This window comes from Corynebacterium sp. HMSC065H09 (assembly GCF_001812845.1).
Taxonomy (GTDB): Bacteria; Actinomycetota; Actinomycetes; order Mycobacteriales; family Mycobacteriaceae; genus Corynebacterium; species Corynebacterium jeikeium_D.
Map to the genome: position 1 here is coordinate 356170 of NZ_KV810585.1, position 12834 is coordinate 369003.

Genomic DNA, 12834 nt, shown 5'->3' on the forward strand with positions numbered 1-12834 from the left:
GCCGGTATCAGCCCAGCAGGGAAACGCCGACGGGTGGCAGACCAGCGACGTTCGCTAGTACCTGAGCGAAGGATTCAACGTGGGTGCGCAGGTCGGTGCCACGAGCAGTCCACGATGCGCGCATTTCTAATTGAAAGGCCTGTGGCTTGCCGCCGATCTCGCCATAGCGGACAGAGTTCGTAGTAGTCACCGTGCCACCCAAGTTCGACAGTTCGGCGTTGTTCTCAGCCAGAGCCTCGGTGAGCCATTGCCAGGCAACCTGGGGAAGCAACGGATCTTCCGCGAGGGAGGCATCCATATCCGCCTGGATGTATGCAACCAAGCGCATGTCACCGTCCCAGGTTTCCTCACTGCGGGGGTCATGGAGCAAAATTAAACGACCAAAGGCATCGTCGTCCGAGGACTCGGGGACGATATCAGCTTCGGGCTGCGTGACCTCAAGCGAGACAGCGTGGCTAAACGGTGCCAGCTTCTGCGGTGGCCGAACGGTGCCCAGAGCAATCTCAGGTCGCAGTTCAGCAGAGTGCATTGACTGGACCGCGGCGCGGAAGTTCTGTGGCATTGAATCGGTTCCATTCACGCGCCTGAACTTAGCCATATGACGCTTGCGTTAGTGGGAGGCGCGCCGAAAAGAGTGGGAAGCGACCAAGCGGTTCGTCGAAAACGCACAGCAGGGCGAGAGAATTTCCTGTTCTTAGTACCCCACATATCAATTTCTAAGGTAAGTGGGGCATGATTGTCCGTATGAACAATCGTCGCACTTTGACTGATGCCCCGATTCTTGATGCAGCTTACGGTCGAACTCCTTCGCGCCGCCCGGTGTGGTTTATGCGGCAAGCTGGTCGTTCACTGCCTGAGTACCGTGAGGTGCGCAAGGACATCGGTATGTTGGACTCTTGCTTCCGCCCGGAACTGCTCGCTGAGATTACTATGCAGCCGGTACGTAGGCACGACGTTGATGCTGCGATTCTTTTTTCCGATATCGTCGTGCCGCTGAAGGCTGCGGGTGTCAACCTGGATATTGTTCCTGGCCGCGGTCCAGTAATGGATACTCCGGTGCGCTCGGAAGCAGACATCAAGGCTCTACCGGAAGTCACGGAAGAGCAACTCGCTCCGGTGGCCGAGGGTATCGGCCTCATTCTGCAAGAGCTGAATGATACCCAGGCACTCATTGGTTTCGCCGGTGCACCGTTCACCTTGGCGTCGTACCTGATTGAAGGCGGTCCATCCCGCAATCACGAGCGCACTAAGGCGCTGATGCACTCGGACCCTGAATTGTGGGATCACCTGATGCAGAAAATCACTCCGATGGTGATTGCTTTCCTGCGCGCGCAGATTGGCGCTGGTGTGGACGCTATTCAGCTCTTCGACTCCTGGGCTGGCTATCTCACCGAGCGTGATTACCGCCGCTTTGTGTTGCCGTACTCGAAGGAAATCTTCCAGGCTGTCGCCGACGCCGGCATTCCGCGCATCCACTTCGGTGTGGGCACCGGCGAGCTTCTCGGTGCGATGGCTGAAGCCGGCCCAGAAGTCATGGGCGTCGACTGGCGCGTGCCACTGGACGTTGCTGCCAACCGCATTCGTGCCACGCTTTCCGACGTTCACCGAGGCGCAGACCCGGCGGAAAACAGCCTTGCATTGCAGGGCAACCTTGACCCGGCGATTCTCTTTGCCGGTGAAGATGCAATGACCCAAGAGATTCAACGCATCTGCTCTGAGGCGGACCGTGCAATTAAGCGTGGTGACGCCCGTGGACATATCTTCAACTTGGGTCACGGGGTGCTACCGAATACCGATGCCGACGCGATTACGCGCGCCGTTGAGATCATTCACGCAACGTAAAAGCCGACGCAACAGGCGTGTAAAACACGCACTAGCTAATTTCCTACAAGTCTTATCGACCGTGCCCGCTCGAGGCGCGGGCATAGAGAAAGCGTACGAAATACCGTGGTTGCACAACCTTCTACCATTGCCGTCATAGGTGGCGGTATCTCCGGCCTGAGCGCAGCGTATGAGTTGCGTAAAAAGCTCGGACCCGCCGCAAGAATAATTGTCATCGAGTCCAGTGCACAGGTCGGCGGCAAGCTGAAGACTCGACCAGGAGCTAACGGCCCTCTTGAGGCGGGCGCTGAGGCGTACCTGGCGTTCCGTCACGATGCCACCGATTTTTTCAAGGAACTCGGGTTGGCAGATCAGCTAGTCGCCCCTTCGGGGCTGCCTTCCAAGCTCTACATTGGCGGTGAACTCAAGGACCTTCCGCGTAACACGGTCACCGGTATTCCAGGAAGTTCAGAAGGGTTGGGCTACCTCCTCAGCGAGGCCACCCTCGCCAAGATTGATGCCGAGTCGAACCCCGAGCTCACTCCAGCCTTGCACTGGGTACTGGGTGACGACATGAATGTCGGCCAGCTGGTCGCGGCGCGGCTCGGTGAGGAAGTCGTTGACCGCATCGTCTCCCCGCTGCTCGGGGGCGTCTACTCAACCACCGCATACGATCTGGGTCTGCGTGCGACCATCCCACAGCTGGCGGCAGCGCTTGATGAAATGGCTAGTGTCGGTGACCATGTCAGCCTCACCGGCGCTGTCCAGCGCGTTCTGGAAGCACGTAAGGAGGCGCAGCAGGCGCGTCTGAGTAGTGAGGCTGCGACAGATTCGACGAAGACGAAGCGACCGGTGGTCTTCCAAACGTTCCGCGATGGCTTCGAGGTTCTCTACAACACGCTTGTCGACGAATCGGGAGCCGAACTCCTCTTGTCGACGAAGGCTACTGGTCTGCGCCAGCATGACAACGGCTTTGAGGTGACAGTGGAACTGCCGTCGGAAAGCGGCACGAGCATTAGCACTATCGACGTCGACGGTGTTGTCGTGGCGGCACCTTCTGCAACCACATCGGAGCTGTTGAGCAATCTTGCGCCAGAGGCGGCCGAGCTCATTGGTGGGGTAGACACGTCGAACTCGGCGGTGGTCGGTATGTGTTTCGACTCGTCGGAAGGACTGCCGGAGATCAACGGCGTGTTGTGCGAGATTGGTGCTGACCTGTCCGCGAAAGCTTTTACAGTGTCGTCCCGGAAGTGGCCACATATTGGTGAGCGCTACGGTGCCGTTGTGAGGGCAAGCTTCGGCCGTTTTGATGATGACTCGCACGTGCATCGTAGCGACGAGGACCTCATCGCCAGGGCAAAAGCAGATTTGGCTAAGGCGACTGGCTTTGATGCCGAACCGACAGCGGTTTTCGTCCAGCGTTGGTGGGCGGGGATTCCACGCTTCGATATGGGGCATGGAGGCCTGATGGATTTTGCTCGCCAGGATTTGGCCGAGGTGCCTAAGCTTGCAGCAACAGGGGCGTGGCTCAGTGGCCCGGGCATTCCGGAATGTATCTCCAACGCCAAGGCTGCGGCCAGCAAGATTGCTGCGGAGCTGGCATAAAGCTGCGAGATTGGTGCTGAGTACGAAACTGGCGCTGACCCATCGTTTTTAAACAAACCTTTCAACCGAACTAGGAGACAACTAATGACCAAGCTCGATTTCAAGAAGCTCAACGACACCATCCGCTACACCATGTGGTCTGCCTTCAAGGTGACCCCAGGTGCACTCGGTGATAACCGCGAAGAGGCAGTGGCTAAGACCAAGGAATTCCTGGCTCGTTACGAAGACACTGATCTGATCATCCGTGGTTTCTACGATGTTTCGGCCATGCGTGCTGAAGCCGACTTCATGTTCTGGATCCACGCAGAGAAGCTGGAAGACCTGCAGGCGTTCTACAACGCCTTCCTGCGCGAGACTCCGCTGGGCAAGGCATCCACTCCGCACTGGTCGAACGCTGCGCTGCACCGTCCAGCTGAGTTCAACAAGTCGCACCTGCCGTCGTTCATCATGGGTGAAGAGCCGGGACGATGGATTGCGGTTTACCCCTTCGTTCGTTCCTACGACTGGTACCTGCTGGAGCCGACCGAGCGACGCCGCATCCTTGCTGAACACGGTATGGCCGGTCGTGACTACCCGGATGTGCGCGCCAATACTGTCCCGGCGTTCGCACTCGGTGACTACGAGTGGATCCTTGCATTCGAGGGGCCGGAGCTCGACCGCATTGTGGACTTGATGTGGAAGATGCGTTACACCGAGGCTCGTCTGCACGTCCGCGAAGAGATTCCGTTCCACACGGGACGTCGCGTCGATGACATCGCAGAGATCATCAACGTTCTGCCGTAGCTCACGCAATCAACGAGAGAATCAGCAGCGCCGCTGGTCAAGCCCCGTTAACTGACGGGATTTTGACCAGCGGCGCTGCTTCTCTATCTAGTTATTCAGCCGTCTTGTCCGGTTCGAGCGTGAGTGAAATTGAATTGATGCAATAACGCAGGTCGGTCGGAGTATTGTATCCCTCACCCTCAAAGACGTGGCCGAGGTGAGACTTGCAACGACTGCACAGCACTTCGGTACGGACCATACCGAGGCTGGTGTCTCGGCGCTCAATAATCCGGTCTCCAGCTAGTGGAGAGAAGAAGGATGGCCAACCGCAGTGAGAGTCGAACTTCTCGTTCGACCGAAACAGCTCGTAACCACAGGCCCGGCAGCGGTAGACACCTTGAGTCTTGGTATCGGTGTACTCACCGGTGAAGGCGCGTTCAGTACCTGCCTGACGCAAAACCTGGTACTCCGCGGCACTGAGGCGTTCGCGCCATTCTTCTTCGCTCAGATTCCAGTCTTCGCTATGCGAATCAACCATTCTGAATAGCCTCCTCAGACTTGAGATCAGATTCCTGATTAGACTTCCTGCCTGCTATCTTCCAGTCGCTCAGCCAGCTGAAGCCGGATGCAAAGCTACGCCCATTGACGGCATCCACAATCGTCATTCGAATGAGTGCTGCCGTGATGGAGAGAATAAGAACGGCCCATCCAATACCGCCGATTGCAACCGTGAACCACGGGAAAAAGAGGTCATCTTCATCAATCCACCAATTGGCGTAGAAGAAACAGAGTACGACTCCGAGTCCTGCGCCCCAATTCAACATGACTGTCGAACCAATATTTCCTTCATTGTCGCGAGCCAAAACCAATGGGCGAAGCACGGTGAGAACCATTGGCAAGAGCGTCATCGAGTAGTACTGCTGGCCCAGGCTGGAAAGGAAGAACGCGCCGGTGAAGAGAACTCCGGAAGTCGTAGCAATCCAGAATTTCTCATCCCTTTCGAGCCAGCGAAGAAGGAGCACGACGGATACCAAGACGAAAATGCCGAAAAAGATCTGCCACAGCAAAATCAGGGTCGGATGGGCACCTAGCCAAACAAGCTGTCCAGTCAGTGAAGCATTTGCAAAGTCACGGACAACTCCCAGGTAGGGGACGGTGATATCTAGGTAGTCACGTGGTTGGACCATGAGCGGCCACGCAATGACATTGGCTGCAATTACCACTCCGATACTGGTCAGTACCGTAGAGAACTGCCTGCGCATGAACGGTAGGAACAGCATTGGCAAGAAAACAGGTTTAATGGTGATTGCGATACCGATGATCAGGCCGGCCAGGATATTGCGCCGCTCGGTCAGAGCAATAAAAAACAGCACTAATGCAAGGAAGAGTGAACCGTTGACGTTCGTAAAATCAAGGGTGTTGGTAACGGGTTCCGTGAGGTAGAGCAGTGCTATCGACGCTGGAATGATGGGGCCAGAGCGCGCAATACCAAGCCACCTCAGCAGCAATACAATTGCCGCAATGATTGCAGCTGACTGAAACACCGCAAACCAGATTCGGCCCGATTCAAGCGAGCCGAACAAATCAATCGGGGCTAAAAGTAGGGTAGCGCCTGGGGAATACAGATAGTGCGGATCGGCTGTTACGTAGTCTTCCGAATAAACGGGTACCTGCGATACGAATCGATTAATTGCCGACCAGACGGTCGTAAAGTCATCTGTGCCAGAAACGTCTTTCGGCAAAACCCAGGTGCGGTGAAAAATCACCACAGCTGCGATAGGCCACAAGAAAGCGCTGAGTCCTCGCGACACGTGCCGAGACAGAGGGCGTGGAGCCACCGAATTTGTCTCTGGCGTGTCCTTGGACGTTTGCGTTAATGCCGTTGCGCTTGCGCTCACGTCGATTTTTGGTTTACTCACAATACTCCACCCTACTGGGTGAAGCTGCGGGAATAGCGTAGGAAGATGTGTGAGTCGGAACGTAGGATATCCCGCACTTCAAAAGCCTGCGGGTTCGTCGAGTTCGAGTCCTCATCAGGGTCGTTCTCGCCGAAAGTCAGGGGGCCGTTACCCACCCACATCGGCGACAATGTCAGGAACAGTTCGTCGACGCACCCCTTTTTGAATGCTTCTCGATACATCGTCGATCCACCCTCTACGACAATGTCCCGATACCCATGTTCAGCCAGCCACGTTAACGCCGCTTTTACCGAGGGGTTAGGGAACTTAACGACGCGAGCCCCGGCCGACTCCATCTTTTTAGCTTTGTTCTTGTGAGCGGCTCTTGCCTCTTCATCATTAAAAGCATCTTTAGTCGGGGTGAAGATTATCGGAGGATTGACTTCTGCATTCGCGAAAAAGTCAGATTTTATATCTAAATCCAACGAGCGCGAAAGTGTGGACATCGCCACGTGCTCGGAGCGACCTAGCTTCTGTCGAACGGCCTCTAGGTACTCCGGTATCTCAACTGGCCCGTACCCCTCGGACGCAATGGTGCCTGTACCAACGAAAACGACGTCGGCAAGCGCGCGAAGCGTGTTGAAAACCGTGGCATCGGTGTCGTTGCCAAGCTGGCCAGAGGTGCCTTCGACGGCGCCGCGTCCGTCCAAGCTGGTGACGGCGATGGCCGTGACGGTGGAGGTGTTGTGAGACACCGCCGCTGTATCATGTGTCGTTTGCGCAGGTCGAGAAAGAAACTGCAGAATTTCGTCGGTCGATGGGCTTACGGAGGTGAGTGTAGCCATACCGCCGAGGTTAAGCCGACGATTGCAGAATAGGCAAGGCCTGGCTTATAAGGGAAGTATTATAATCGTTGTCATTTATAAGGATTGGACTTATAGTAGGGGCATGCGACTAACAGATACTCTTGAGAAGGCATTCAACGACCAGATCACTATGGAGCTCACCGCTTCCCACGTCTACCGCCAGCTGGCAATCGAACTGGACCTGCTGGATTTCTCCGGCATGGCAGAGTGGATGCGTGCACAGGCGGATGAGGAAGTTGATCACGCGAACCAGTTCATCGCACACCTCGATGCTCGCGACAACCACCCGCAGATTGGTGCTGTCGACGCACCGGAGGTGAAGGTCACTTCCGCAATCGATGCATTCCGCATTGCTCTCGAGCATGAAGAGAAGGTTTCGGCATCTATCCGTAACCTCCGCAAGCTTGCTGATAGCGAGGGTGATCTCGACTCCCGCCCGCTGCTGGACAGCTTCGTGGTTGAGCAGATTGAGGAAGAGGACACCGTGCGTGGCATCATCGGTCGCCTGGAGATTGTTGGCGACAACGGTGCTGGCCTGCTGCGTATCGACCGGGAGCTTGGCGCTCGCGACGCAGCTTAACGTCAAACTCGATTTGTGAGTTCGAAAAGAGAAGACCGCTCCAGGGAAGTTCCTGGGGCGGTCGTTTCTATGTAGCCTGAATATCAATTGACGGATCTGGCTTCCAATCAAACCGAAATTCGTGGAAGGGAAGATTCACCGTTTCCAGGTGGTAGAACGCGTTTTTGGCGTGCTTTGCGTAGTGGTATTCACGAGCTTTGATCGTTGTGATCGATAAGAGATTGCCATAATCGGGAAGGAACGTGTGTGCGTACTGCTTGAAAAACCCGGTTAAATCCAAAATCCAACCACCTTCCGCGCGAGTCAGTTCTGCGGCATAAAAATCGGTCGTGGCGACGTGCTCCATCTTTGTTCGGGCCTCGTCTCCATAGACAACGAGATTGTCACGCAAGAGTTGTACCCGGACCGCGTTAATTGCGCCGTCGCCTGCATTCAGTGCCCAAAGGTCGTCTGCGACAAACACCTTGATGCTATCGCTAGGCGAAATATTGGCCTGGGTGATGCGACCATAGAGTCGGCTGGAGAACAAGTCACAGGACGCCTCGTTGACATGGAGACGTATCGCACCTTTTCGGAACAACGTTGCCAAATTAGAATCGCGGTTGATAATCGATGTAATCGAGTTCTTCTCTTCGAAGAGCTCGGGATTAAACTCAATTACTCGAGGAACTGACAGGTCATCGTAAATACGCGGCTGGTTTTGTCGAATGAATGAGTCAACAAGGCGGCGCGAAACTTCCGGCTTGGGCGGAAAGCGATGTGGTTGGGCGCGATAAAGCGCCTTCTGGATACCGCAGGTATAGGCCTTGTCCTGCTGGGTGTTGTTGCGTTGAATTGGACACCCGGCATGGCAGAGATAGAAATACTCACAGCTAATGCAGTCACTGGATAGAGCAGGATTGGCCCGCTCATAAGCGCGAATGGCATCGCCGCCGCGCGTAATCAACTCAGGCATTCCCAGTTGGAGAATATTGCCAAACTTCAAGTCAGGTTCTGCCTGACCTCTGTGGCACGGGTAAACGTCCCCGTCCTTCTGCACTAGAAAGTTATTGGTGCCGCAATTGATCTGATTAGTGCAGTAACCGTGGGTAAATTCCTTGAACCACTCATAATAAATGGCTTGTTCGAACTTTGTGCCTTCGAAATGGAGCCGCAAAGCTTCGAAGAATTCAACCATTTCCTGCTGGTTGAGCTGGGAAGTGTAGTCCGACTTCACGCTATCGTAGGCAAACATGATGTAGAAGTCGGTAACCATGTCAAAACCATGTTCATCGAGCCATTCAATATCATGAATAAACTCGTCGATGCGTTCGAGGTGTTCTTTCCCAACTACGCAGCTTATCTGCTTGCGGAATGGATATTCACCAAGGAGCAAAACATTGTTAATTGTTCGCTTGAGGGTCGATTTCCCCGCCTTGGTTGTACGCAGTTTCTCATGCAGGCTAAATGGCAAATCAAAGCTGCCTGAAATGGAAACTTCGAACTCCTCGTAGAGGGGCCTTAATTTATCGAAGTGGTACAGATTGGTTTTAATGTGGATCGCTGCGCCGTTGCTGCCTAAAGCTTTGAGCTGCAAGCGATACTTAGAGCGATACTCCGTATATGCGTTGAACAGGTCGCGCAATACAGATGCTGGCAAAGTCGAAATTTCCGCACCGTGCAAAAGTAACGAGCTGATGAGGATTCCCTGGTGATCCAGATGGTTCGCAATGCGATTGAATTGTGACACTACATCCGAAGGATTGTCTTTGTTCTCGGTGAGATCGCCCAGGTAGCAGTAACTGCACCCAAGATTGCAATACTGGTTAGGAACAAAGGTCAGCTTAATTGCTTTGTGGTGAAGTCTGAATCCAGCTTTAGTGGTTACAGCTGCTTGAAAAGTGGCGTTGTCCGCAGCAGCGGTCTCATCAAGTGCTGGCACGCCGACGGTAGGAATCGTCGGTAACGGAAGTATTGTCTTAGCCATTATTATTGTTGTTGTTATTGTTATTGTTATTGTTGTTGTTCGAGTCCCCGCCGTCTCCGCTGTCGCTGCCGTCACCGAAATTTAGAGCGTCGCACCAACCGTTGGTAAAACTTCCTGTTTCAGAGAATGGACAGTCAAAGTCCGACTGGTCGAAATAGTCCGGAATGCTGCCGTCGCCACCGGTGCTCGCACCTGTACCGGTACGGTTATGGCCGCCAACGTCTGCAGTTCGCCGATATTTTTCCAGCTCATTTAGTTCTTCGTTTTCCCACGACTCATAGTTCGTCATTTTGCATCGGCCTTTTCATTCTTAGGACGCAGGCTAACTACCAGTGCGTTTGGTTGATTTGGAAGGTATCGTGTCGGCAGGATGGTCCCCGGGGTTACCGCTGCCGCCTCGTAATTCATTAACACCATTGTCTTAGTGACAGAGTAGGGCTCACCATGCGCCGGGAAGAGAGACAGTCCAAGTTCATATTCATTGAGGCCACGAACTTTTCGTCCGGTGTCTTTGATGTATTTCACCTGTGAGTAAGTCGGACGTCCTCGTAGATCAGCCTCTAACATTTCGCGATCAAGAATTCCATCGCGAATCTTGACTTGGTTCAGGAAATCTTGAGCCCGTTTCTCATGCCTGCCGCGGGCAATCTTGACCTTCTCCGGTCGGTCTGGGCGGTACATCACAGGGACGAGTATGCCTTGCTGCAGGAGGGAGTGCTTATGTTCCGGTAGTTGACGGGTCAAAACCGACTTAAAGTGGCTCCCATCTTGTGCCTCGACTGCCATCTGCATGATGACCGTGTAGTAACCCTTCTTATCGGGCTTGCCGGTGACGCTGAAGGATTCGATCTGTCCAACACCAATATTCGCCTGTGGCCACTCCACAGGTTTATCGGATCCGCGGAATTCAACAAAAAATACTAAAAGGGATACAAATACGATAATAACTGCGAATATAAGAAAGTCGCCTACCACTTTATTTACTCCAGGTAATGGTCGAAACTGTGGTTTGGATTAAAGGCAAACCAAATGGGGCGATTGTGGAAAACAAACCTAGCCACAATCCCAGTAGAAAACAGCACCATCGGTCGTGCCAGTATTTTCGGAGCGGTACACCACGGCCTCGCCGGCGTGCATCTTCTTCAACGCGTCTGGGTGAAGGAATACGTGGGCCACACCTAGATCGCCCCACATGGCCTCGAAGGGGAGCTCTTCTTCTTCGAGATATGTGGAATCGATCTCTAGGAAGTGAACGTACCCATCAGGCTGAAAAGGGTCTTGCGCGAAAGCGGGGAAACCGCCAAGCATAATGTTGCTTTGGTTACTGGCTGCGGCTCGCAACTCAACTAGCTCGTCAAAGTAGTCATCGTTATCAAGAAAGTCATCGTCCTTTTCGGACTCCAACGCCTCGTACACTGCTTGGTCAGTGGGAGGGATCATTGCCACTGCACTAGACAAGGAAATCGGAGAGTTCATAACCGTCCCAATATCCTCGTTGAACGGGGAGCAGTAATCCTCGTGCTCTTCATCGAAGGCTGCTGGCTCCGCGGTATGAGGTCCAGGGAAGCTGTGGTTGCCAAAGCCTTCCGCAGGCTCAGGGATATAGCGAATCTCCATGCCGTTTCCTGGCGAATCTGAAGTAAATCCGCCGCTGAGGGGATCAGCGCCGACAAAGAGTTGAAAAATTCCTGATTCGGGAATCAATCCGTCGAGAGTTGCTTCGCTTGTCGACGCCCCCTCCGCACGCACATGACCGACAATATCCGCAAAATTCAGCTGAATGATGTGGAGCAGTGGCTGACCGCTCTTTGCGATGGGCCATGTCGCACCTTCCGGAAGATACGGCCTGCCACCGAAGTACGAACCATGGTCGGTGGGAGTGCTGTTGGAGTAGGGAAGGGTTACGCCTGGTTGAGCAAGTTGGATGAGGCCATCAGTGTCTTCGGAGATAAACTCTCCGGCCTCGATCAACGAGCGAAGTGCTTGAACCTGTGCTGTGAACTCTGACATGGCAGGTGGTTCTTTCTCTCGGAAAACAAGGTGTTTAATCAGGGATTATCCTTCAAACGAAAGGATGCTGCAATAGCTATCCACTGCAGCATCCTTTTCCTTGATTCGCCAAAAAACTCCCTTGTGGAGGACCACAAGGGAGTTAGCGTGGAGCGGATGACGGGACTCGAACCCGCGACCCTAACCTTGGCAAGGTTATGCGCTACCAGCTGCGCTACATCCGCAAATACGCTCGCCCATAAGGGCTTACGTGGTGCGCGATACTGGGATTGAACCAGTGACCTCTTCCGTGTCAGGGAAGCGCTCTCCCACTGAGCTAATCGCGCTGGGGTAAAAGCTATATAGAAGCTTTCAAGCGCAACCCCCTTCCAGGAGAAGGGGGTTTTGCACTGAGCGGATGACGGGACTCGAACCCGCGACCCTAACCTTGGCAAGGTTATGCGCTACCAGCTGCGCTACATCCGCAAATACGCTCGCCCATAAGGGCTTACGTGGTGCGCGATACTGGGATTGAACCAGTGACCTCTTCCGTGTCAGGGAAGCGCTCTCCCGCTGAGCTAAACGCGCATTACATCGAAACCGGTAAGGAATCTCTGCTGAGGTGGAAACGGGAATCGAACCCGTGTACACGGCTTTGCAGGCCGTTGCCTCGCCACTCGGCCATTCCACCGTGAGGCTGCCGCCTCAGTGGTTGCCTCGAAGTTATACCACAGAGCTTAACTTCTTGAGAAACCAGAGCGGATGACGGGACTCGAACCCGCGACCCTAACCTTGGCAAGGTTATGCGCTACCAGCTGCGCTACATCCGCATCACGTTGCAAGGAGAGCGAAGGAGAATCTCAATTGCTCTCTTGCGGTGCGAAAGATACTTTAGCGTGCTTGTGCGATTGATTACAAATTACCAGGTGAACATCTGTATTGTGCCTGTGGGCGTAGGGCTAAAGACCAACCTTTGATGCCTCTGAATCGCAACGATGTCATTTATTCGCTTTCGTGGGTTGGTTACTGGGGGCTATCGAGTCGCTATCGTCATGGAGTTCCATCGGTGGGGTAATAAATCGTCGAACTGCGCAATCGCAAACGCAATGCAACCCAATTAGGGAAACTTCCAAAACGCGTGCTAACTTATTCCGCAGAGCAGCAAAGGCTTAGTGCTTTTCTGTCCGAGTCCCATAGCTCAGTGGAAGAGCGTTCCGTTCACACCGGAAAGGTCGCTGGTTCGAACCCAGTTGGGACTACCATTTAAAACCCCGGTCGACGCATCGTATAAAAACTGCGCGGCCGGGGTTTTGCGGGTTAAGTAGCAAAAAGTGTGTCCGCTCGGCG

Annotated in this window: 12 protein-coding genes and 7 tRNA genes; 5 read left to right on the forward strand and 14 right to left on the reverse strand. The window is 54.1% G+C overall.

Translation table 11 applies throughout. From position 1 onward, the window contains the following. Positions 1 to 7: 7 nt before the first annotated feature. Complete coding sequence (locus tag HMPREF2878_RS05485) at positions 8 to 562, reverse strand: DUF3000 domain-containing protein (RefSeq protein ID WP_016422661.1); 555 nt, start codon at positions 560 to 562, stop codon at positions 8 to 10. A gap of 170 nt (positions 563 to 732) precedes the next feature. On the opposite strand from HMPREF2878_RS05485, the gene hemE reads away from it, so the two are divergent. The 3 genes from hemE to hemQ all read left to right on the forward strand — a co-directional run bounded on the left by hemE (position 733) and on the right by hemQ (position 4209). Then, a complete protein-coding gene (gene hemE, locus HMPREF2878_RS05490; protein WP_049173035.1) occupies positions 733 to 1842 on the forward strand; it encodes a uroporphyrinogen decarboxylase in 1110 nt (369 codons plus the stop codon). A 105-nt stretch (positions 1843 to 1947) separates the two neighbouring features. Continuing rightward, positions 1948 to 3426, forward strand: coding sequence for a protoporphyrinogen oxidase (gene hemG / locus HMPREF2878_RS05495; protein ID WP_049173033.1), 1479 nt, complete (start codon positions 1948 to 1950; stop codon positions 3424 to 3426). Between the two features lie 84 nt (positions 3427 to 3510). After that, positions 3511 to 4209 (forward strand): hydrogen peroxide-dependent heme synthase, encoded by a 699-nt coding sequence (hemQ, locus tag HMPREF2878_RS05500; RefSeq protein ID WP_049173031.1) that lies wholly within the window; start codon positions 3511 to 3513, stop codon positions 4207 to 4209. A gap of 91 nt (positions 4210 to 4300) precedes the next feature. Here hemQ and msrB read toward each other — a convergent pair whose 3' ends face one another. The 3 genes from msrB to HMPREF2878_RS05515 all read right to left on the reverse strand — a co-directional run bounded on the left by msrB (position 4301) and on the right by HMPREF2878_RS05515 (position 6931). After that, on the reverse strand, positions 4301 to 4726 hold the full coding sequence (msrB, locus tag HMPREF2878_RS05505) for a peptide-methionine (R)-S-oxide reductase MsrB (RefSeq protein ID WP_048733231.1): 426 nt from the start codon (positions 4724 to 4726) through the stop codon (positions 4301 to 4303). Continuing rightward, entirely contained in the window at positions 4719 to 5975 is a 1257-nt protein-coding gene (locus tag HMPREF2878_RS05510) for a glycosyltransferase family 87 protein (protein ID WP_222865028.1), read from the reverse strand. Before HMPREF2878_RS05510 ends, msrB begins: the two co-directional genes overlap by 8 nt. 143 nt (positions 5976 to 6118) lie before the next feature. Beyond that, positions 6119 to 6931: a dihydrofolate reductase family protein gene (locus HMPREF2878_RS05515; RefSeq protein WP_049193029.1), complete on the reverse strand. Its 813-nt coding sequence runs from the start codon at positions 6929 to 6931 to the stop codon at positions 6119 to 6121. A 103-nt stretch (positions 6932 to 7034) separates the two neighbouring features. Between HMPREF2878_RS05515 and HMPREF2878_RS05520 the strand changes: the two genes are divergently transcribed. Beyond that, entirely contained in the window at positions 7035 to 7532 is a 498-nt protein-coding gene (locus tag HMPREF2878_RS05520) for a ferritin (protein ID WP_070438323.1), read from the forward strand. 67 nt (positions 7533 to 7599) lie between these two features. Here HMPREF2878_RS05520 and HMPREF2878_RS05525 read toward each other — a convergent pair whose 3' ends face one another. The 10 genes from HMPREF2878_RS05525 to HMPREF2878_RS05570 all read right to left on the reverse strand — a co-directional run bounded on the left by HMPREF2878_RS05525 (position 7600) and on the right by HMPREF2878_RS05570 (position 12317). Further along, positions 7600 to 9498, reverse strand: coding sequence for a radical SAM protein (locus tag HMPREF2878_RS05525; RefSeq protein ID WP_083310823.1), 1899 nt, complete (start codon positions 9496 to 9498; stop codon positions 7600 to 7602). Next, the gene (locus tag HMPREF2878_RS05530; RefSeq protein ID WP_070438326.1) at positions 9491 to 9787 is read right to left on the reverse strand and encodes a hypothetical protein; all 297 of its coding nucleotides are present in this window, start codon (positions 9785 to 9787) and stop codon (positions 9491 to 9493) included. Before HMPREF2878_RS05530 ends, HMPREF2878_RS05525 begins: the two co-directional genes overlap by 8 nt. Next, positions 9784 to 10473, reverse strand: coding sequence for a hypothetical protein (locus tag HMPREF2878_RS05535; RefSeq protein ID WP_070438329.1), 690 nt, complete (start codon positions 10471 to 10473; stop codon positions 9784 to 9786). Before HMPREF2878_RS05535 ends, HMPREF2878_RS05530 begins: the two co-directional genes overlap by 4 nt. Positions 10474 to 10551: 78 nt before the next feature. After that, positions 10552 to 11508 (reverse strand): DUF1963 domain-containing protein, encoded by a 957-nt coding sequence (locus tag HMPREF2878_RS05540; protein WP_049193214.1) that lies wholly within the window; start codon positions 11506 to 11508, stop codon positions 10552 to 10554. Positions 11509 to 11656: 148 nt separating this feature from the next. Beyond that, positions 11657 to 11732: transfer RNA gene (locus HMPREF2878_RS05545), tRNA-Gly, on the reverse strand. Positions 11733 to 11759: 27 nt separating this feature from the next. Then, a tRNA-Val gene (locus HMPREF2878_RS05550) sits at positions 11760 to 11834 on the reverse strand. Positions 11835 to 11900: 66 nt separating this feature from the next. After that, positions 11901 to 11973 (reverse strand) — tRNA-Gly (locus tag HMPREF2878_RS05555). Positions 11974 to 12000: 27 nt separating this feature from the next. Further along, positions 12001 to 12075, reverse strand: a tRNA-Val gene (locus tag HMPREF2878_RS05560). 32 nt (positions 12076 to 12107) lie between these two features. Next, a tRNA-Cys gene (locus HMPREF2878_RS05565) sits at positions 12108 to 12178 on the reverse strand. Positions 12179 to 12244: 66 nt separating this feature from the next. Next, a tRNA-Gly gene (locus HMPREF2878_RS05570) sits at positions 12245 to 12317 on the reverse strand. A gap of 357 nt (positions 12318 to 12674) precedes the next feature. Here HMPREF2878_RS05570 and HMPREF2878_RS05575 point away from each other — a divergent pair. Further along, positions 12675 to 12749 (forward strand) — tRNA-Val (locus tag HMPREF2878_RS05575). Positions 12750 to 12834: the final 85 nt, after the last annotated feature.